Below are 19880 nucleotides of genomic sequence, written 5' to 3' on the forward strand. Positions count from 1 at the left end.
ACGATACGGATGAGCCACTTGCAAAATAATCAAACAGCCTTTATATTCCCCGTTCTTTCTCGAACCTCTTCCTTATTGGAGCCAAAAGTGCCTCGCTTCTTCGCCATCACCTGCTAACGCTGACGAAATGCTCTCTGCAGCATCGTTCGGCGCGTTGACGCCCCCGATTGCTGCGGCACTGTTTTTGCTCTTTCCGCGCACGTATCCAGGACCACCGTCCTGATCGTCCACGCCCGAACACGTCGTCAGCACCCCTGACCCTGTATGGACACGCCCCGGTGAACGCGGCGTGGGACGCTATGTTTTTACAATCTTTGCCTTTATTTAAATACCCGCGCACGCCGCACCTGGAAGGCTCGCGCCTGCAGGACGGCGACGACGGTTCCGACCAGATGCCATTGAAAAAGCTGGCCGGCCAGTACGTCGTCATCGAGGAAAAAATCGATGGCGCCAACTCCGCCGTGTCGTTCAGCGATGCGGGCGAGGTGCTGCTGCAGTCGCGCGGCCACTACCTGGCGGGCGGCGGCAGCGAACGCCAGTTCAACCTCTTGAAACCGTGGGCCCATGCGCACGAGCACGCCTTGCTGGGCTTGCTGCAAGACCAGTATGTGCTGTTTGGCGAGTGGTCTTACAGCAAGCATTCCGTGTTTTATGACCGGCTGCCCCATTATTTCAACGAGTTCGACGTGTATTGCCGCCGCAGCCAGATGTTTCTGTCGACGGCGCGCCGCCACGCCATGCTGGCCGGCTCGCCCGTGCTGTCGGTCCCCGTGCTGTACGCGGGCACCATGCCCGCGTCGCCGAAACAGCTGTGGCAGCTGCTGCGCCATTCGCTGGCCAAGTCCCTGCTATGGCGTGAGGCCTTTGAAAACGTGGTGGCGCGCGAACGCCTGCCGCTGGACCTGTGCTGGAAGCAGACGGACAAGTCCGACCACGCGGAAGGCCTGTACCTGAAAGTGGAAGACGACGAGCAAGTGCTGGCCCGCTACAAGCTGGTGCGCCATGACTTTACGCAAACCATCCTCGACAGCGGTTCGCACCACAGCGCGCGGCCATTGATCCCGAACCAGCTGGCCGACGGCGTCGACCTGTATGCGCCGCAGCCGCTCGTGACGTGGGAGAGCCTGGGTTTACACACCTGCAGCTCGCTCGACGAGCTGGCAGCTTACTCAAGGAGTACACAATGATGAACTGGAAAACCCTGCAGCAACTGGTGCCGCCAGCGGGCCAGTCGCCCGATTTCAGCGCCTGCCTGGCCGCCTTCCCGCAGTTGGAACTGGCGAAGACGACGCCGCAAAACCCCGTGTATCACGCGGAAGGCGACGTGTGGACGCATACGATGATGGTGGTGGAATCCCTGCTGGGCATGCCTGAATATCAGCAAGCCACGCGGGCGGAACAGGAAATCGTGTTCCTCGCCGCCTTGCTGCACGACGTGGCCAAGTGCAGCACCACGGTGATCGACCCGGTGACGGGCGCCATCGGCCAGCCCGGTCACTCGCGCAAGGGCGCCCTCGATGCGCGCATTGCCTTGTGGGACTATGACGTGCCGTTTGCCGTGCGCGAGGAAATCTGCCGCCTGATCAATGTGCACCAGGTGCCGTTCTTTGCGCTGGAACAATCGCGGCGCGGCGTGACGCCGGAATTTACCGTGCGCGAACTGTCGTGGCAGGTCGATATCCGCCTGCTGGCCATGCTGGCCGAGGCCGATATCCGCGGCCGCATCTGTCCCGACCCGCAGCGCATCCTCGACGCCATCGAGCTGTTCCGCGAACTGGCGCGCGAGGAGGGCTGCTATGGCCAGCGCAGGGTCTTCGTCGACGACCACACGCGCGTCAAATACTTTCGCGGCGCCGAGGCGCATCCCGATTATCCGCTGTTCCAGGAGCCGGGTTCGCACGTGATCGTCATGTCGGGCTTGCCCGCATCGGGCAAGAACACGTGGGTGGACAAGCACCATCCGCGCCTGCCCATCGTGTCGTTTGACGATGCGCGGACGGCCTTGGGCTTGAAGCACGGCAAGAACGAGGGGCAGGTGGGCGATTATGCGGAAGAGCGGGCGCGCGAACTGCTGCGCAAGCACGAACCGTTCGTGTGGAATGCCACGCATCTGTCCAAGCTGATGCGCGAGAAGACGCTCAACCTGCTGTACAAATACCATGCGCAGGTGGAGCTCGTGTACCTGGAACAGCCGCGCAAGGAGTTGCTCAGGCGCAACGGCCAGCGCGACACATCGCTCAGCAACAAGAAGCTGCAAGCGATGCTGTGGAACTGGGAAATTCCGCTGCCGATGGAGGCGCATGCGGTGCGTTACTGCGTCGATTGAGGCGCCCGCCAATGTGTCGCACTGCGTTCGTCCGCTTTTGCGATAGTTGCATGAGCAATCAAAATGTTAATGGTTATTTTTAAAATTGCAACAAACTGAGTATATTGTGAGTCTTTCATTTATTACAATGAATTGTCTGGTTAGCTGAATGGCCGGGCTGTGGCGCGAGGGACCTCCCTCGCGCTTCCTGCGTGAATCACTGCGTGATCCACTCTTCCTCATTGAATGAACAGGAGTCATCGATGCACAAATCTCTTATCGCACTGGCCGCAGCCGCCGTGCTAGGCCTTGGCGCCGCATCTTCCGCGCAGGCGGCCACCCAGACCATCAGCTTCAGCGCCGACCGCGCCCTGGGCGCCACCAATTGGTCCGATACCCTGGGCCTGGGCAAGTTCGACAGCAACCTGGGCACCCTGACGTCGATCAAGTTCCATCTGGAAGGCGCCGTGCAGGGCAGCGGCCGGACGGAAAGCCTGGACGCCAGCGCGTCGAATGTGACCCTGAGCCTGGCCTCGCTGCTGACCTTGTACCGTCCCGACAACTCCACCTTGCTGGTGGCCAATCCGCTGTTCACGCAGACATTCGCCCTGAGCGCCTTTGATGGCAGCATCGATTTTGCCGGCACCTCGGGCGCCAGCACGGGCCTGCGCTCGAGCACGGGCTCGAATGGCTACACGAGCGCCAGCGCCAGCGACTTCGCCCTGTTTTCCTCGGCGGGCGGCGGTTTGATTTACCTGGGCTTGAATGCCATCGGCTCCTCGATGGGCAGCGGCGCGGGCAATTTGCTGACGCAGTTCCAGACGTCCGCTTCCGGCCGCGTGGCAGTGACGTATGAATACGTGAGCGCCGTGCCGGAGCCGGAAACCTATGTGATGCTGCTGACGGGGCTGGCGCTGGCCGGCGTGATGGCGCGCCGCCGCAAGCCCCGCGCCTGATCAGCGCCGGCCGCGCCCGGCGATCAGCTGGGCGATCTCGCTGAACAGTTCATTGTTCAGCGAGGCGGGCAGGGTGGTGGCCAGGCTGCGGCTGTAATAAGCGCCCAGGTCCAGGCCCAGGCCCAGCCCGCAAATTTCCACGGCGCCCTGCGCTTCGCGGCGCGCCACCACCTGTTTCAGATGCTGCGCCAGGTAAAACTCGTCATTGGCCAGATTCGTGGCCGTATCCATCGGGCAACCATCTGACACGACGAGCAGGATGCGCCGCCGCTCGGGCCGCGCCAGCATGCGCGTGCACGCCCAATCCACGGCTTCGCCATCGACGCCTTCGCGGTACAGGTCCGCCTTCAGCAGGGCGGCGATATCGGGCCGCGCGCGGCGCCAGTTCGTCTCGCCATCCTTGAACACCATGTGCACGAGCTCGTTCAAGCGGCCCGGGTTGGCGGGCGAGCGGGCGCGCATCCAGTCGCGTTTGACTCTTCCCCCATTCCACGCGCCCGTCGTAAAGCCCAGCAATTCCGTCGTGATGCCCGCCTGGTCCAGCGCGCGCAGCAATATGTCCAGCAGCACGGCCACGGATTCCGCGTGCGTCTTCATGGAGCCGGAGCAATCGACAAGAAAAGTGACGAGGCAATCGGCCTGCGGCAGGAATTGTTCCTTGCGAAACAGCCTGCGCTCGGACGGCGAGCTGATCAGCTGGGCCAGGCGCCGGCCGTCGATGTATCCCTCTTCCTCGCCGAACGACCAGCCGTCGCGCTGGGGTACGGCCAGCAGTTGCGTGAAGCGCCGCGCCAGGCGGGCCGTGTTGATGCCCAGGCTGGCGATGCGCGCATCCATGCGTTCGCGGTATTCGAGCAGCAGGGCGCGGCGCACGAGCTCGCCCGCCTTGTCTTCGCGGTCATATGCCGTGGAGTAAGCCTTGTAGCCGCCATCGCCATCGCTGAAGGCGCGGCTGTCGCCCAGCGGGGCGGCATCGGGCAGGTGGTCATTGTCGCTGTCGAAATCGAGCAGCAGCTTGAAGGCGGCCTGCGCCTTCGCGTCGCCCCCGTCGTCCTCGCTGCCGTCGCGCGCCGCCTGCGCCTCTTTCAGCATGGCGTCGACGGCATGGGCGATGGCCAGCGCATGGCGCGCAAAGGCAAGCTGGTCGGCGCGGTGGCGGCGCAAGCCCGCCAGGTCGCCGCTCAGTTGCGAGGACAGGGACCAGCGCGTCGCTTCGATGAAATCTTCCGTCTTTTCCAGCACGGGCCGGGCCGTCAGGCGCGACCAGCACATCTGGAACACTGTATACAAGAGCAAGCCCGATGCGCCTTCGGCCAGGCCGGAATCGTAGAACGCGTGCGACCATACCGTAAAACGGTGGCGCAGGTTGGCGATGACGCCGGCATGTTGATCTAGCGCCAGCGTTTCCACGCGCAGTTGCTCCAGCAGCTCGAAGACGAGCCGCGCCACGGGGTCAAGCGGGCACAGCGACTTGTGCAGGGCCGCATCCGTGTGCAGCAGGCGCAGGGCCACGCTGTCGGCCGCGCCGCGCAGCGAGGGCAAATCCTGCAGCGCCGCATCGGGCTGCAGATGGGCCGCGTGGATGGGCAGGGGACGGTGGCCGTCGTGCAGGCGCCGGCCCCGGTAGCGGACGGAGGCAACGCCGCTCAGTGCGCGGATCGCGCCCGCGCACAACTCGTCCGTTTCCTGTTGTTCGCGCGTGTAGGCGGCGGGCGCGGTCGCTTCGGTGCTCATGCCTGGCTCGACAGCAATTCCTCGTTGAAACAGCGCTGGTAATACTCGGCCACCATGGGCCGCTCGGCCTCGTCGCATTTGTTGAGGAAGGACAGGCGGAAGGCCAGGGCCGGATCGCGGAAGATCTGGCAGTTTTCCGCCCAGGTGATTACCGTGCGCGGCGACATCAGGCACGCGAGGTCGCCCGCCGCATAGCCGTGGCGCGTGAGGCAGGCCACGGCCACCATGCGTCTTGCCAGCTGGCGGCCCGCGTCGTCATTCATGGCGGGGACACGCGCCAGCACGATCTCCGTTTCTTCGTCCTGCGGCAAATAGTTCAATGTGGCAACGATGTTCCAGCGGTCGATCTGCGCGTGATTGAGCACTTGCGTGCCGTGGTACATGCCGTTCAGGTTGCCCAGACCCACCGTGTTCGACGTGGCGAACAGGCGGAAGTGGGGGTGCGGCGTGATGACCCGGTTCTGGTCGAGCAAAGTAAACTTGCCGTCGCGCTCGAGGATGCGCTGGATGACGAACATCACGTCGGGGCGGCCCGCGTCGTACTCGTCGAAGATCAGGGCCACGGGCCGTTGCAGCGACCAGGGCACGATGCCTTCCTGGAATTCCGTCACCTGCTGCTGCTCGCGCAGCACGATGGCGTCCTTGCCGACCAGGTCCAGGCGGCTGATGTGGCCGTCGAGGTTGACCCGCACGCAGGGCCAGTTCAGGCGCGCCGCCACCTGCTCGATATGCGTAGATTTGCCCGTGCCGTGCAAGCCCTGCACCATCACGCGGCGGTTATGCGTGAAGCCGGCCAGGATGGCCAGGGTCACGTCCTTGTTGAAGCGGTAGGCGGGATCGATGTCGGGCACGTGCGGGTCGCGTTCCGTGAAGACGGGCACGAGCAAGTCGCTGTCGATATGGAACAGGCTGCGCACGGACTGCAAGGTTTGCGCTGCGGCGGCGGGGGGATGTTGGCGTGAATCTGGCACCTTGTTCTCCTGGTCAAGCCGCAGCATGGGTGCCGCAGCGGTTATGAATTACCTGTCTGCAATGCGTCGTCGTCCCCGCCCGTCGTCGGCATGGTTTCCGATTCGATGGCGGCCAGGGCTTGCGCGGCGCGTTGCAATGCTGGCAAGAAATGTAAAGCCTTGTCGTGCGTCAAACGGATGATGGGCGCCTGGATCGCCACGGCCAGGTTCGAGCGGCCGTTCGGGTTCGGCACCAGCACGGCCACGCACAGCAGGCCGGGCAGGAATTCCTCGTCGTCCAGCGCATAGCCGTTGCGGCGCACCAGTTCCAGTTCGCGCTCGAGCTTGACGGGGTCCGTTTCCGTCTTGTCCGTAAAGCGCGTCAATTCCATGTGGCCCAGCAGGCGGCGCCGTTGCACAGGCGTCATTTGCGCCAGGAACAGCTTGCCGCTCGACGAGCAGTGTGCCGGCACCCGCGAACCGGGATGCAGGTAGAAGCGCAGCGGCGCCGCCGTTTCCACCCGGTCCAGGTACACCACTTCGCTGCCGCTGAAGGCCGTCAGGTTGCAGCTTTCGCCCACTTCCTCGACCAGCTGGCGCAAGACCATGCGGCGGGCGCCATGGAAGGTGTTGTTAATCAAGAGGTTAGACGCCAGGCGGCGCAGGCGCACGCCCGTGCTGTAGTGGCGGCCGTCGCTTTCGCGCTGCAGCACGCCCACGCTTTCCAGCTGTTGCAGCATGCGGTGCAGGGTGGGCTTCGGCAGCCCCGTTTCTTCCACCAGCGCTTGCAGCGACAGCAACTGGTCTTTTTCGGCAATCACTTCCAGCAAGGCAAACAAACGCATCGTGGGCGTGTCGCCTTCCAGTTTTTCCGGCTCAAGTTTTGGGGATGAAATCATGTCCATGGTGGCCTCGGTTGGGTATCTGAGTGTTACATCAGCTTATTTCATTTTCGAACTCAAATTGTACCGTTTCCTCGAAATTCTGTTTGACTTTTGATTGCCGAACGCTTAAATTGAATTGTATATCAAATTTCGGAACAAAATATACCGTTTTTTGATAAATAAGTTGATAAATACGCTGCAGTTCATTACCACAGACCAGGAGACACCCATGAATGACATGACCGAGCAAAAAGCCGCCGCCGCAGCGGCCATCCCCACCGGCCCGCAAAAGATGACGCCTTCCGAAGCGTTCGTGGAAACCCTGGCCGCCAATGGCGTGACCGACATGTTCGGCATCATGGGCTCGGCCTTCATGGACCCGATGGACATCTTCGCCCCCGCCGGCATCCGTTTGATCCCCGTCGTGCACGAGCAGGGCGCCGGCCACATGGCCGACGGCTATGCCCGCGTCTCGGGCCGCCATGGCGTCGTCATCGGCCAGAACGGCCCCGGCATCAGCAATTGCGTCACCGCCATTGCCGCCGCCTACTGGGCGCACACGCCCGTCGTCATCATCACGCCGGAAACGGGCACGATGAGCATGGGCCTGGGCGGCTTCCAGGAAGCGAACCAGTTGCCGATGTTCGAGGAATTTACGAAATATCAGGGTCATGTGACCAATCCCGCCCGCATGGCGGAATTCACGGGCCGCTGCTTCGACCGCGCCATGTCGGAAATGGGTCCGACGCAACTGAACATCCCGCGCGACTATTTTTATGGCGAAATCAAGGCCGAGATCCCGAAACCGAACCGCCTGGACCGCGGCGCCGGCGGCGAGCAAAGCCTCAACGATGCGGCGGAGCTCTTGGCCAAGGCCAAGTTCCCCGTGATTATTTCCGGCGGCGGCGTCGTCATGGGCGAAGCGATCGAGGAGTGCAAGGCCCTGGCCGAGCGCCTCGGCGCCCCCGTCGTGAACAGCTACCTGCATAACGACTCGTTCCCCGCCAGCCATCCGCTGTGGTGCGGCCCGCTCGGCTACCAGGGTTCGAAGGCGGCCATGAAACTGATCGCCCAGGCCGACGTCGTCGTCGCATTAGGCTCGCGCCTGGGACCGTTCGGCACCTTGCCGCAGCACGGCATGGATTACTGGCCGAAGAATGCCAAGATCATCCAGATCGATGCGGACAACAAGATGCTGGGTCTGGTCAAAAAGATTTCGGTCGGCATCTGCGGCGACGCCAAGGCGGCCGCGAAAGCGATTATTGCTCGCCTGGACGGCAAGACGCTCGACTGCGACGCCACGCGCGACGCGCGCTATGCCACCGTGCAAGCCGAGAAGGCCGCGTGGGAAGAGGAATTGACGAACTGGACGCACGAAAAGGATGCGTACAGCCTGGACATGATCGAAGAGCAGAAGAAGGAGCCGGGCAACTACCTGCACCCGCGCCAGGTGCTGCGCGAGCTGGAAAAGGCCATGCCGGAAGACGTGATGGTGTCGACCGACATCGGCAACATCAACTCGGTGGCGAATAGTTACCTGCGCTTCGAAAAGCCGCGCAGCTTCTTTGCGGCGATGAGCTTTGGCAACTGCGGCTATGCGTTCCCGACCATCATCGGCGCGAAAGTGGCGGCGCCGCACCGTCCCGCCGTGTCGTATGCGGGCGACGGCGCCTGGGGCATGAGCCTGATGGAAACGATGACCTGCGTGCGCCACAACATTCCCGTGACGGCCGTGGTGTTCCACAACCGCCAGTGGGGCGCGGAAAAGAAGAACCAGGTCGATTTCTACAACCGCCGCTTCGTTGCCGGCGAGCTCGACAACCAGAGTTTCGCGGAAATTGCGCGGGCCATGGGCGCCGAAGGCATCACGGTCGACAAGCTGGAAGACGTGGGGCCGGCCCTGAAGAAGGCGATCGACATGCAGATGAATGAAGGCAAGACCACCATCATTGAGATCATGTGCACGCGCGAACTGGGCGACCCGTTCCGCCGCGATGCGCTGAGTAAACCAATTCGTCATCTGGATAAATATAAAGACTACGTTTGATGCGCTGAGGTTGTTGGATTACGCCCGTTGGGCTAATCCAACCTACCCAACCTACGCAATTTACGCGTGGTGCTGGCGTAGGTCGGATTAGCCGGGCAAAGCCCGGCGTAATCCGACAAAGCGTTGTGACCAAATTCTCACAGATTGTCATGAAAACATCATAATTTCAATAAAGAAGACAAAGCGTCCCGGTAATTGAATTATTTGATTTGACAAGGCCATGCTTAAGGCTTAAATTCAATAAAAGACAAAAAACGGAACGTAGCGTATCAAAAACGATTTACGGAGACCACCATGAACCACCCTGTACCGCACACCGACGCCGTCACCATCGACTTTCTGCAAGCCTTCGGCGATGCCTGGAACCGCCACGATATCGAGGCCCTGATGGCCGCCATGGCCGACGACTGCGAATTCCACGCCGTGGCCGGCCCTGACTTGCTGGGCAAGAGTTTTGTCGGCCGCGACGCCGTGCGCGCCGGTTTCGAGCTGGCCTGGCAAACCTTTCCCGACGCCGCCTGGCTCAACCCGGAGCACTTCGTCAGCGGCCAGCGCGGCGTGACGGAATCGACCTTTGCCGGCACCAAGGCGGACGGCACGCGCATCGAGGCGCGCATGGTCGACATCTTCACTTTCCGCGACGGCAAGATCGCCGTGAAGAACGCCTTCCGCAAGGATCGCCCACCCGTCGTCAAAGCTTAAGCCAGTACGTTCACCGGGAATGATCATGAACAAACCTGTCGACACTCCATCTGACGTACTGGGCAGCAGCACCGCCGCCCGCACGCCCTACGATCCCGCCTTCGATCCGCTGGTGGCCCAGCGCCCCGGCCACGGCAATGCCTACGCGCCCACCTACTGGATCGGCACGGCCGGCGAGCCGCCCGCCGACGACGGTCCCATCACGCATGACATCGACGTCGACGTGGCCATCATCGGCTCGGGTTTTACCGGTCTCTCCTGCGCCATCTTCCTGGCCCAGGAACACGGCATCAAGGCTACCGTGCTGGAAGCGAACCGGGTCAGCTGGGGCTGCAGCACGCGCAACGGCGGCCAGGCGCAATGCACGACGGGCCGCCTGAAGCGCTCGCAGTGGATCGCCCGTTACGGCATGGACACGGCCCTCAAATTGCACACGGAAGTGTGCGACGCGATGGAAACCTTCAAGAAGATCACGGCCGACATCGATTGCGACCCGCAGCCGGGCGGCCACCTGTACATCGCCCACAAAGCGAAAGCCATGCCCGCGCTGGAAAAAGAGGCCAAGGTCATGCGCGAGATCTTCAAGTACGACGCCCGCATCCTCGACGCCGACACCGTCAAGCGCGAATTCGTCGACGACAAGGAAGCGGCCGGCGCGCTGCACGAACCGGAAGGCATCGGCATCCACGCGGGCAAGCTGGCCTTCGGCTACCTGCGCAAGGCGCGCGCGCTGGGCGCCAAGGTGCATCCGTCCAGCCCTGTGATGGGCTGGGAAACGCGCAACGGCGTGCATTACCTGCAAACGCCGGGCGGCGTGGTGCGGGCCCGCTCTGTGGCCGTGGCCACGGGCGGCTACACCTCGCCCCACCTGCATGCGCAAGTGAAAAACCGGCTACTGCCGATCCTGTCGAATTCCATCGTCACGCGCCCGTTGACCCCGGCGGAAATCGAGGCGTGCAACTTCCGCACCCACCAGGTGATCACGGATACGCGCATCCTGCGCCACTACTACCGCTTGATGCCGGACAACCGCGTGCAGATCGGCAGCCGCAGCGCCATCACGGGCGCCGACGCGCCGGACGACAGATATAAACAGTTTTTGATCAACGATCTGCACCGCAAGTTCCCCGCGCTGACCGGTATTCCCATCGATTACTCATGGTGGGGCTGGGTCGACGTCAGCCACGACATGATGCCGCGCATCGTGCAACCCGACCCCAAGCAATCGATCTTCTATTCACTCGGTTACGGCGGCAACGGCGTCATGTACTCGGCGCAGGCGGGTCGGCGCATGGCCGAACGCATCGCGGGCAAGGCCAGCGACACGGGCTTGCCGATCTTCAATTCGAAATTGCCGTACCCGAACATGATGGAACTGGTCGAGTCGCAAGCGTTCGCCCCGTTCCGCCGCCTGGGCCAGCGCTTCCTGTACCGCTGGTATCACTTGAAGGATGAAGTGTTTTAAATAGCAGTAGCCGTACTAAGCCGCCGCATGGTTGACAAAGAGCAAACAGCGGCGCCTCCCTAAAGGGATGAGATTGCCCGAACGTTCACACATAACAATAACTTGGAGTGAGACATGAACACATACACGAGCAAAAACGCGAGCAAAACGGTTTTTTCAACGCTGCGCCGCGCCGTTCTCGGCACCCTGGTGCTGGGCGTGGCGGTCGCATCGAGCGGCACGGCCTTCGCGCAGGGCAAGGAAGTAACGATTGCCTACCAGGAAATCAACGGCCCCTTCCTGGTGGCGATCGCCAGCGGCGAAGTGGAAAAGACCACCGGCTATAAAATCAACTGGCGCAAGTTCGACTCGGGCGCCAAGGTAGCCACGGGCATGGCCTCCGGCGACGTGCAGATCGGCGTCATCGGTTCGAGCCCATTGACGGCGGCCGTCAGCCGCGGCGTCGACCTGCAGCTGTTCTGGATCATCGACGACATCAACGAAGCCGAAGCGATGGTGGCCCGCAATGGCGCCGGCATCAGCAAACCCACGGACTTGCGCGGCAAGAAGATCGCCGTGCCGTTTGTTTCCACCACACACTTCCACACCATGTTCGCGCTGGAAACGTGGGGCATCAAGCCCACGGAAGTGAAATTGCTCAACATGCAGCCGAACCAGATCGCCGCCGCCTGGGAACGGGGCGACATCGATGCCGCCTTCGTGTGGGATCCGGCCTTGAGCAAACTCAAGCAAAACGGCAAGGTGCTCGTCACTTCCGGCGAACTGAGCAAGAAGGGCAAGGCCACGTTTGACGGCATGGCCGTCGAGCGCGCCTGGGGCGAGGCGAATGCCGATTTCATGGCCAAGTTCGTCAAGGTGATGGCCGCTGCCGACGCCGACTACCGCGCCAATCCGAAGGCGTGGACCATCGATTCCCCGCAAGTGAAAGCCAACGTCAAGCATTCGGGCGCGGCTGCCAAGGACGTGGCCGCTTCCGTGGCCTTGTACGCCTATCCATCGCTGCAGGAACAGGCGTCGCCGGCCTGGCTCGGTGGCGGCGCGAAGGGCGGCGTGGCGCAAGCCTTGCTGGCCACCGCGCAATTTTTGAAAGCTGAAGGCAAGATCGACAGCCTGGCTCCCGATTACGCCAAATATGTGACACCCAGGTATGCACAGGCCGCCGGCCTGCTGAAGTAAACGTTGTGCGATGGCGCGCCTCCGGGCGCGCTGACTGAACAGAGTGCGTTGAACAGAACTGTGGGGACACGATGGAAAATCTGTACGTCAAGGATGTCAGCGTGATTTATCCGGGCAAGACGGCCGGTGAACGCGTACATGCCTTAAATAATATCAATCTCACCATCAATAGCGGGGACTTCGTCGTCGCGCTCGGTGCTTCCGGTTGCGGCAAGACAACCTTGCTGAGCCTGATGGCAGGTTTTATCGCCCCATCCAAGGGGGAAATCATGCTCGGGGACAATAAAGTGGAAGGGCCGGGCGCCGACCGTGGCGTCGTGTTCCAGAAACACGCCTTGCTGCCATGGCTGAACGTGATGGAAAACGTGGAATTCGGCCTGAAGCTGCAAGGCGTGCCGAAAGCCGTGCGGCGCGAACAGGCGGCCAAGAACCTGGCGCTGGTCGGCTTGAAGGACTTTCACGACAATATGATTTATCAATTGTCGGGCGGCATGCAGCAAAGGGTGGGCATCGCCCGCGCCCTGACCAGCAATCCCGCCATGCTGCTGATGGATGAACCGATGGCGGCGCTTGACGCGCTGACCCGCGAAACCATCCAGGAATTGCTGCTCGATATCTGGGCCAAGTCCAGCACCATGTTCTTCTTCATTACCCACAGCGTCGACGAGGCGCTGTTCCTGGCGAACCGGCTGATCGTCATGTCGCCCCGTCCGGGCCGCATCACGCACACGTATGAACTCGATTTCAACAAGCGCTTCCTCGAATGCCGCGATGCGCGCGCCGTGAAATCGAGCCCGGACTTCATCAAGATGCGCGAAACCGTGCTCAACATCATTTATGGCGACGAGCGCGCCGTCAATAAAGAGCTGGAGGTGTCCCATGCATAGCCCATCCGTCGTGGGATTTCCTCCCACCACCGCCAAGCGCGCCGGCTTTTTTGGCCGCCTGTTTGCTCCCCGCTGCGCCATGCCCGGCGAAGCGTTCGGCGCGCCGGGGCAGGGCAATTCCAGCCGCATCGCCACCGTCACCGTCATCGCCGTGCTCTTGCTGTGGTTTGGCGTGACGGCCAGCGGCCTTGTGAAACCGCTGTTCCTGCCGTCGCCGCAAGCTGTCTATGAAAAATTCATCATGGCGGCCACCACCGGTTTCGGCGGCGCCACCCTGTGGGAACATACCGTCGCCAGTCTGGTGCGCGTGTTCGGCGCCTTTGGCCTGGCTTGCCTGTTTGCCATCCCCGTCGGCGTGATGATGGGCGTGAACCGCGTGGCGCGCGGCATCTTCGATCCCTTGATCGAGTTCTACCGTCCGCTGCCGCCGCTTGCTTACTTGCCACTGGTTATCATCTGGTTCGGCATCGGCGAGTTTTCGAAGGTCTACCTGATCTTCCTGGCCATCTTCGCGCCGATGGCCATCGCGGCCCGCGCCAGCGTCAGCTCCGTGTCACTGGAGCAAATCCACGCGGCCTATTCGATGGGCGCCACCCGTTTCCAGGTGATCGTGCACGTGATCCTGCGCGCAGCGATTCCGGAAATCCTCACCGGCATGCGCATCGGCATCGGCGTGGGCTGGACTACCCTGGTGGCGGGCGAAATGGTGGCGGCCACGCGCGGCCTCGGCTACATGGTGCTCAGCGCCTCCGAGTTCCTCGCCAGTGATGTCGTGATCATGGGCATCATCGTGATCGGCTTCTTCGCTTTCCTGTTTGATTTGATGATGCGCTACCTCGAACGTACCCTCGTGCCATGGAAGGGCAAGGTGTAAGACGTTCCCGGGAGTGGCGCTAATGCCACAAGTGTTGCCGCCGCTCCTATTTTTTAACCAGCAATAACTGAGCCATACCCCGTACGTATCCTCCAGCGCGCCAGCCCCTTGGGCGCCGCGCCGGGCCGCTGCATTTCCAGATTGACTTATGGCATGCAGCCAACCAGACTGATTTGATGATGTATCGATGCTGCTTGACGGTGTTGCCCAAATAAAACAAAGCCGCGCGGCAGGAACCGGCCGCAGCAGGCGAGGGCGCACCGGGCTTCAGAGATTTTCAGGAGACAAAAACATGATTAGCGAATCGCATAACAGTACCGGCTTGCAGCACTCGCTGAAGCAACGCCACATGAGCATGATCGCCATCGGCGGCGTGATCGGCGCCGGCCTCTTTGTCGGCAGCGGCGTCATCGCCAAGGCTGCCGGCCCGGCCGCCATCCTTTCCTTCCTGCTCACGGGCGGCCTGGTCGTCCTGATCATGCGCATGCTGGGCGAGCTGGCCTCGTCCCTGCCCGTGGTCGGCTCCTTTTACGAATATGCGCGCCTGGCCTTCGACGACAAGCCGAAAGTCTCGAAATTTCTCGGCTTCATGAGCGGCTGGATGTACTGGTATTTCTGGGTCGTCGTCGTGGCGCTGGAAGCCATCGCCGGCGCCAAGCTGGTCAACTTCTGGCTGCCCGACGTGCCCTCGTGGGCCATCAGCCTGGTGTTGCTCGTGTCGATGACGGTGCTCAACCTGTTCTCGGTGAAAGCGTTTGGCGAATTCGAGTTCTGGTTCGCCTCGATCAAGGTGGTCGCCATCGTCGTCTTCCTGTTCGTCGGCGCCCTGTTCATCACGGGCAGCTTGCCTAACAGCATCCCAAGCCTGGGCTTTTTGACCAGCCATGGCGGCTTCATGCCGCACGGCTGGGGCCCCGTGCTCAGCGGCGCCGTCGCTGCCACGGCCTTTTATTCGGGCGCCGAGATCGTCACCATCGCGGCCGCCGAAACGTCGGACCCGGCCAAGGCCATCGCCCGCGCCACCAATTCCGTCGTCATGCGCGTGCTGATGTTTTATGTGGGGTCCATGTTCGTCGTCGTCTGCATCGTGCCCTGGGATTCGCCGGCCATCGCCACGCCCTTCGTCAGCGCCCTGACCGTCATGAACATCCCGTACGCGGCCCACATCATGAACGCCATCATCCTGACGGCCGTGCTGTCGGCCCTGAACTCCAGCCTGTACGCCTCGTCGCGCATGATCTTCGCGCTGACGCGCCGTGGCGACGCGCCCACGGGCCTGGTCAAGCTGAGCAAGAACGGCGTACCGATTCGCGCCATCCTGTTCAGCACCTTGTTTGCCTATTTCGCCATTGCCGTCTCGTATGTATCGGCCGACCTGGTCTTCCCCTTCATCGTGAACTCCTACGGCATCCTGATCCTGTTCGTGTACTTGCTCATTGCGATATCTCAATTGCGTTTGCGCCGCCGCCTGGAACGCGAATGCCCGGAACGCATCAAGGTGCGCATGTGGCTGTTCCCCTATCTGACGTATTTCACCATCTTCGCCATGCTGGTGATCCTGGGCGCCATGAGCGTGTCGTCCGATACGGAGCAGCGCGTGTCGTTCTGGTTCGGCCTGTTGAGCGTGGCCATCATGAGCGTCATGTACTACATCAAGAAGCTGGTCAACGATGACCGCAACGGCGGCGAAGCGGCCGATACCAAAGTGGAGCTCAAACATGTCTGATACGACCTTGTTGCCTGCAGGCCGGCGCCGCTTCCTGCGCACGACGGCCGCCCTGGGCGCCGCCGCCGTGGCGGGGCCTGGGTCAGCCTTGGCTGCCTCCGCTTCCCTTACCTTGCCGTTTGAAAACGGCGAGCGCGAACTGGTGGCCTTCCCGCAAAAGCGCCCGCTGATCCTGCTGACCAGCCGACCGCCCCAGCTGGAAACGCCGTTCAGCGTGTTCAACGAAGGCGCGATCACGCCCAACGACGCGTTCTTCGTGCGCTATCACTGGAGCGGCCTGCCCACCAGCATCGATGGCGGCAGCTATCGCTTGCGCATCGGCGGCCTCGTCAAGACGCCACTGGAACTGTCGCTCGCGGAACTGAAACAGCTGGCCGACCCCGTCGACGTGGTGGCCGTGACGCAATGTTCGGGCAACAGCCGCGGCTTCTTCGCCCCGCGCGCGAATGGCGGGCAGCTGGGCAATGGCGCCATGGGCAATGCCCGCTGGACGGGCGTCCCCCTGAAAACCGTGCTGGAAAAGGCCGGCATCGCGGCCAGTGCCGTGCAGGTGGCCTTCAACGGCCTGGAAACGCCGCCCGTGGGCGACGGCCCCGACTTCCAGAAAGCCTTGTCCGTCGAGCACATCATGGCGGGCGACGTCCTGCTGGCCTGGGCCATGAATGGCGAAGACATCCCGTTCCTCAACGGCTATCCGCTGCGCCTGATCGTGCCGGGCTTCTATGGCACTTACTGGGTCAAGCACCTGAGCGACATCACGGTGCTCGACAAACCGTTCGACGGCTTCTGGATGAGCACGGGCTACCGCATCCCCGACAACGGTTCCGGCTTCATCGAGCCGGGGACACCGGTGGGCAAGACGACGCCGATCAGCCGCCTGAACGTGCGCTCCTTCATCACCAGCGTGCAAGATGGCGCGCAAGTGAAGGCGGGGCGCGACCTGGCCTTGCGCGGCATCGCCTTCGATGGCGGGCAGGGCATCAGCGAGGTGACCGTGTCGGCAGACGGCGGCCAGACGTGGCAGGAAGCAACGCTGGGCAAGGACCTGGGACGTTTCTCGTTCCGCGAGTGGACGATGGTCATGAAGGCGCCGCGCAAGGGCAAGCACGTGCTGATGGTGCGCGCCGTCAACCGCATCGGCCAGAGCCAGCCGATGAAAGCCCTGTGGAATCCCATGGGTTATATGCGCAACGTGGTGGAAACCACGCGCATTCAGGCAGTGTGAGGAGAACCGGATGCTGATCAGAACACTCGCCACCGCCGTGGCCTTGATGCTTGCCGGCAGCGCTGGCGCGCTGGAAATCCAGCTGCCGCCGGAAACGGCGGCCTACAAACCCAGCGAATTGCTCGGCTACCAGCTGGTGCAGCGCAACTGCATGACCTGCCACGCGGCCCAGTATGCATCGAGCCAGCCGCCCGCTTCGCCGCGCGCTTACTGGGAGGCGACCGTCAAGAAGATGAAAAAGCCGTTCGGCGCCCAGTTTGACGACGCGGACATGCCGGCCATGGTCGATTACCTGGTGAAAACCTATGGCGCGGAGCGGGACGCCGCTGCGCCTGCCGCCGCAACGAAACCCGTCGCAGCCGCTGTTCTTGCCGCCAGCGGCAAGGATGTGAAAACCTTGCTGGCGGCGAACGGCTGCATGGCATGCCACGCCCTCGACCAGAAGGTGGTCGGCCCCGGCTTTGCGGAAGTGGCCGCCCGATACAAGGGCAAGGACAGCGTCGCTGCCGTGGCGGCCAACATCCGCAATGGCGGGGCCGGCAAATGGGGCCCCGTGCCCATGCCGCCATTCAGCCAGCTCAGCGTAGCCGATGCGGCCACGCTGGCCAAATATGTGCTGTCCAGATAAGACCCGGCCAGCGCGGCCGCGTCGCTGATCTTCTCTTCCTTTCCGCCGGCATCCGGCGTGGCCGATGCCTGCCACGCCGGTTTTCCTCGCCGCGATCATATGCGCCGCCCGCTCCCCGCGTGGCCGCCATAAATAAGTTTCCATTCCTAATATTTATTCATTGATTATCTATTTTTTGCAAGAATGTGACATGTTAATTTGCAGCAAAAAAGTGTGTCATCAGATGAACATGCACATATGTAAAAAATAACATTGTTTTATATTGTGATAATGCCAATCTCTTGTTCATTTCTCATCCATGGTGCGCTCATGGAATAGCATGTCGATAGTGACAGCGATGCAATTTTGTTGTGTTATGACAACGAATTTCTTGCCGGAAAGGCGCATTTTCACGGTGTTTTGCGAATTTTAAGGGCATCCCTGTCGAGACCGCACCAATGTGGTGAAAGAGCTCATCAGATAGGTATTTTCTCGCCTGATGACGGGCTAAAATGGGTCAATGTTGCTGAGGGGAATTTATTTTTTTGTTGTCATTGTATTTGACAATGATGCTAAAAAAATACGTCCTTTGCAGCTCTTGTATTCCCCGTCAGCACAGCCGCCAGCGGCTTGCCTGGCGCGGGCGCGCCGCCTGAAAGGATGACCTTGAACACCACATTACTTCCATTGACCTTGCTGGCGCTGATCCAGACCGCCTGGGCCGTCGATCCTCCGGGCGCAGGCAGCCAGCTGCAGCAGATTCCCGCCGCGCCCCAGCTGCCGAAAGCGCCGCCAGCCATCCGCGTACAGCAGGGCAATGTGCCGGCCACGACGGTGGGCGATACCACGCGCATCACCGTACAGCGCCTGCGGATCACGGCACCGCCCGTCTTTGCCGAAAGCGAACTGGTCGCCGCCACGGGTTTCGTGCCCGGGAGCGAGCTGACCCTGGGCGAATTGCGCACCATGGCATCAAAAATTGCCAGTTATTACCAGAACCATGGCTATTTTCTTGCGCAGGCCTATCTGCCGGCGCAGGATATCGAGGGTGGCGTCGTCGCCATCGACGTGCTGCCGGGCCGTTATGGTCAGGTGCAGCTGCGCAATCAGAGCACGCTGTCCGACGGCCTGGCCGGCACGATACTGGCCGGGCTCGACGGGCAAGTGATCGCCACGCCGCCGCTGGAGCGGCGCTTGCTGCTGCTGTCGGACTTGCCGGGCGTGCAGGTGAGCTCGACCCTGGCGCCGGGGGCGTCCTTGGGCGCGTCCGACCTGATCGTCGACGTGCAGCCCGGTTCGCGTTTCAACGGCAGCATCGACCTGGATAACCAGGGCAACCGCTACACAGGCCGCAACCGCATCGGCGCCACCCTGAACATCAACGAGCTGGCCGGCATAGGCGACGTGGCCACCGTGCGCGCCTTCACTTCGGCCGATGGCTTGAACTACGGCCGCCTGGCCTATCAGGGACAGGCTGGCCTGTTGCGCCTGGGCGGCGCCTACACGTATATGGATTACAAGCTGGGCAAGGAATTTGCCGTGCTCGACGCCAAGGGAACGGCGAAGATCGCCAGCGCGTATGCCAGTTATCCGCTGATCCGCTCGCGCAGCAACAATCTGTATGCGCAAGTGAGCTACGACGACAAGACATTCCAGGACAGGACGGAATCGACGGGCAGCGTCAACGACAAGACAGCCAAGGTGTGGATGCTGAACCTGAATGGCGATGGCAAGGACGGCTGGGGCGGCGGTGGCGTGAGCACGTATTCGGTGACCTACACCACGGGCAAGATCGATATCGAGACGCCGGTGGCCTTGCTGATCGATCAGCTGACGGTGAAAAGCAACGGCCACTTCAACAAGCTTGCCTTCAATGCGGCGCGCGTGCAAAGCCTGGGCGGCGAGACCAGCTTGTTCGGCGTGATCAGCGGCCAGGCAGCCTCGAAAAACCTCGATGTTTCCGAAAAGATGGGCATCGGCGGCGTGGGCGGCGTGCGCGCCTATCCGGGCGGCGAGGCGTATGGCGACCAGGGCTATGTGCTGAATGTGGAATTGCGCCAAAACATCACGGCGTTCACGGCGTTTCCCGGCCAGCTGCAGGTGCTGGCCTTTGCCGACACGGGCACCGTCAAGCTGAACCGCGACGCCTGGGGCGCGGGCGAGAACCGCCGCACCCTGAGCGGCGCCGGCGTGGGCGTGACGTGGACGGGCGCCAATGCGCTCGTCCTGAAGGCGTATTACGCGCACAAGCTGGGCAATGCCAAGGCGACTTCCGCACCGGATGCGGCAGGCCGTTTCTGGCTGCAAGCCATTAAATACTTCTAATTAAGACAAGTTAATAG

The 19880-nt window shown here is 62.1% G+C and carries 16 protein-coding genes; 13 read left to right on the top strand and 3 right to left on the bottom strand.

Annotated features, from left to right (window positions below; genetic code table 11):
* Positions 1-299: 299 nt before the first annotated feature.
* The 3 genes from AC1RBA_RS18920 to AC1RBA_RS18930 all read left to right on the top strand — a co-directional run bounded on the left by AC1RBA_RS18920 (position 300) and on the right by AC1RBA_RS18930 (position 3261).
* Positions 300-1187, top strand: a complete 888-nt coding sequence (locus AC1RBA_RS18920) for an RNA ligase family protein (protein ID WP_492419571.1) — start codon at positions 300-302, stop codon at positions 1185-1187.
* Entirely contained in the window at positions 1184-2326 is a 1143-nt protein-coding gene (locus tag AC1RBA_RS18925; RefSeq protein WP_492419572.1) for an AAA family ATPase, read from the top strand. The genes AC1RBA_RS18920 and AC1RBA_RS18925 overlap by 4 nt, the downstream gene beginning before the upstream one ends.
* A gap of 242 nt (positions 2327-2568) precedes the next feature.
* Positions 2569-3261 (top strand): choice-of-anchor E domain-containing protein, encoded by a 693-nt coding sequence (locus AC1RBA_RS18930; RefSeq protein WP_492419573.1) that lies wholly within the window; start codon positions 2569-2571, stop codon positions 3259-3261.
* Here AC1RBA_RS18930 and AC1RBA_RS18935 read toward each other — a convergent pair whose 3' ends face one another.
* The 3 genes from AC1RBA_RS18935 to AC1RBA_RS18945 are packed head-to-tail and all read right to left on the bottom strand — an operon-like array spanning position 3262 to position 6844.
* Positions 3262-4995, bottom strand: a complete 1734-nt coding sequence (locus tag AC1RBA_RS18935; protein WP_492419574.1) for a cobaltochelatase CobT-related protein — start codon at positions 4993-4995, stop codon at positions 3262-3264.
* Positions 4992-5966 carry an AAA family ATPase gene (locus AC1RBA_RS18940; protein ID WP_492419575.1) on the bottom strand — a complete coding sequence of 325 codons (975 nt, stop codon included), beginning with the start codon at positions 5964-5966 and terminating at the stop codon, positions 4992-4994. The genes AC1RBA_RS18935 and AC1RBA_RS18940 overlap by 4 nt, the downstream gene beginning before the upstream one ends.
* 41 nt (positions 5967-6007) lie before the next feature.
* Positions 6008-6844: an IclR family transcriptional regulator gene (locus AC1RBA_RS18945; protein WP_373632440.1), complete on the bottom strand. Its 837-nt coding sequence runs from the start codon at positions 6842-6844 to the stop codon at positions 6008-6010.
* 223 nt (positions 6845-7067) lie between these two features.
* Here AC1RBA_RS18945 and xsc point away from each other — a divergent pair, with 223 nt between their 5' ends.
* The 10 genes from xsc to AC1RBA_RS18995 all read left to right on the top strand — a co-directional run bounded on the left by xsc (position 7068) and on the right by AC1RBA_RS18995 (position 19863).
* Positions 7068-8876 carry a sulfoacetaldehyde acetyltransferase gene (gene xsc, locus AC1RBA_RS18950; RefSeq protein WP_474295692.1) on the top strand — a complete coding sequence of 603 codons (1809 nt, stop codon included), beginning with the start codon at positions 7068-7070 and terminating at the stop codon, positions 8874-8876.
* Positions 8877-9170: 294 nt separating this feature from the next.
* The gene (locus AC1RBA_RS18955) at positions 9171-9578 is read left to right on the top strand and encodes a nuclear transport factor 2 family protein (protein WP_070290384.1); all 408 of its coding nucleotides are present in this window, start codon (positions 9171-9173) and stop codon (positions 9576-9578) included.
* A gap of 25 nt (positions 9579-9603) precedes the next feature.
* Complete coding sequence (locus AC1RBA_RS18960) at positions 9604-11043, top strand: NAD(P)/FAD-dependent oxidoreductase (RefSeq protein WP_070290394.1); 1440 nt, start codon at positions 9604-9606, stop codon at positions 11041-11043.
* A gap of 114 nt (positions 11044-11157) precedes the next feature.
* Positions 11158-12219, top strand: coding sequence for a taurine ABC transporter substrate-binding protein (gene tauA, locus AC1RBA_RS18965; RefSeq protein ID WP_070290386.1), 1062 nt, complete (start codon positions 11158-11160; stop codon positions 12217-12219).
* Positions 12220-12290: 71 nt separating this feature from the next.
* The gene (locus AC1RBA_RS18970; protein ID WP_070219220.1) at positions 12291-13106 is read left to right on the top strand and encodes a taurine ABC transporter ATP-binding protein; all 816 of its coding nucleotides are present in this window, start codon (positions 12291-12293) and stop codon (positions 13104-13106) included.
* Between the two features lie 79 nt (positions 13107-13185).
* Positions 13186-13980 (top strand): ABC transporter permease subunit, encoded by a 795-nt coding sequence (locus tag AC1RBA_RS18975; protein ID WP_492419614.1) that lies wholly within the window; start codon positions 13186-13188, stop codon positions 13978-13980.
* A gap of 292 nt (positions 13981-14272) precedes the next feature.
* Positions 14273-15706 carry an amino acid permease gene (locus AC1RBA_RS18980; RefSeq protein WP_070219219.1) on the top strand — a complete coding sequence of 478 codons (1434 nt, stop codon included), beginning with the start codon at positions 14273-14275 and terminating at the stop codon, positions 15704-15706.
* Entirely contained in the window at positions 15699-16931 is a 1233-nt protein-coding gene (gene sorA / locus AC1RBA_RS18985) for a SorA family sulfite dehydrogenase catalytic subunit (protein WP_070313153.1), read from the top strand. Before AC1RBA_RS18980 ends, sorA begins: the two co-directional genes overlap by 8 nt.
* 10 nt (positions 16932-16941) lie before the next feature.
* Positions 16942-17559 (top strand): SorB family sulfite dehydrogenase c-type cytochrome subunit, encoded by a 618-nt coding sequence (sorB, locus tag AC1RBA_RS18990; RefSeq protein WP_492419576.1) that lies wholly within the window; start codon positions 16942-16944, stop codon positions 17557-17559.
* Positions 17560-18198: 639 nt separating this feature from the next.
* Positions 18199-19863 (top strand): ShlB/FhaC/HecB family hemolysin secretion/activation protein, encoded by a 1665-nt coding sequence (locus tag AC1RBA_RS18995; protein WP_070290391.1) that lies wholly within the window; start codon positions 18199-18201, stop codon positions 19861-19863.
* The last annotated feature ends 17 nt before the right edge of the window (positions 19864-19880 follow it).

This window comes from Janthinobacterium sp. GW823-FHT03B06, from assembly GCF_058796955.1.

Excerpts from the sequence above, each read along its gene's own strand:
- AC1RBA_RS18955 (WP_070290384.1), top strand. The coding sequence starts at position 9,171 with ATGAACCACCCTGTACCGCACACCGACGCCGTCACCATCGACTTTCTG.
- AC1RBA_RS18920 (WP_492419571.1), top strand. The coding sequence starts at position 300 with ATGTTTTTACAATCTTTGCCTTTATTTAAATACCCGCGCACGCCGCAC.
- AC1RBA_RS18960 (WP_070290394.1), top strand. The coding sequence starts at position 9,604 with ATGAACAAACCTGTCGACACTCCATCTGACGTACTGGGCAGCAGCACC.
- xsc (WP_474295692.1), top strand. The coding sequence starts at position 7,068 with ATGACCGAGCAAAAAGCCGCCGCCGCAGCGGCCATCCCCACCGGCCCG.
- AC1RBA_RS18925 (WP_492419572.1), top strand. The coding sequence starts at position 1,184 with ATGATGAACTGGAAAACCCTGCAGCAACTGGTGCCGCCAGCGGGCCAG.
- tauA (WP_070290386.1), top strand. The coding sequence starts at position 11,158 with ATGAACACATACACGAGCAAAAACGCGAGCAAAACGGTTTTTTCAACG.
- sorB (WP_492419576.1), top strand. The coding sequence starts at position 16,942 with ATGCTGATCAGAACACTCGCCACCGCCGTGGCCTTGATGCTTGCCGGC.
- AC1RBA_RS18975 (WP_492419614.1), top strand. The coding sequence starts at position 13,186 with ATGCCCGGCGAAGCGTTCGGCGCGCCGGGGCAGGGCAATTCCAGCCGC.
- AC1RBA_RS18970 (WP_070219220.1), top strand. The coding sequence starts at position 12,291 with ATGGAAAATCTGTACGTCAAGGATGTCAGCGTGATTTATCCGGGCAAG.
- AC1RBA_RS18995 (WP_070290391.1), top strand. The coding sequence starts at position 18,199 with ATGACCTTGAACACCACATTACTTCCATTGACCTTGCTGGCGCTGATC.
- AC1RBA_RS18935 (WP_492419574.1), bottom strand. The coding sequence starts at position 4,995 with ATGAGCACCGAAGCGACCGCGCCCGCCGCCTACACGCGCGAACAACAG.
- AC1RBA_RS18945 (WP_373632440.1), bottom strand. The coding sequence starts at position 6,844 with ATGATTTCATCCCCAAAACTTGAGCCGGAAAAACTGGAAGGCGACACG.
- AC1RBA_RS18980 (WP_070219219.1), top strand. The coding sequence starts at position 14,273 with ATGATTAGCGAATCGCATAACAGTACCGGCTTGCAGCACTCGCTGAAG.
- AC1RBA_RS18930 (WP_492419573.1), top strand. The coding sequence starts at position 2,569 with ATGCACAAATCTCTTATCGCACTGGCCGCAGCCGCCGTGCTAGGCCTT.
- sorA (WP_070313153.1), top strand. The coding sequence starts at position 15,699 with ATGTCTGATACGACCTTGTTGCCTGCAGGCCGGCGCCGCTTCCTGCGC.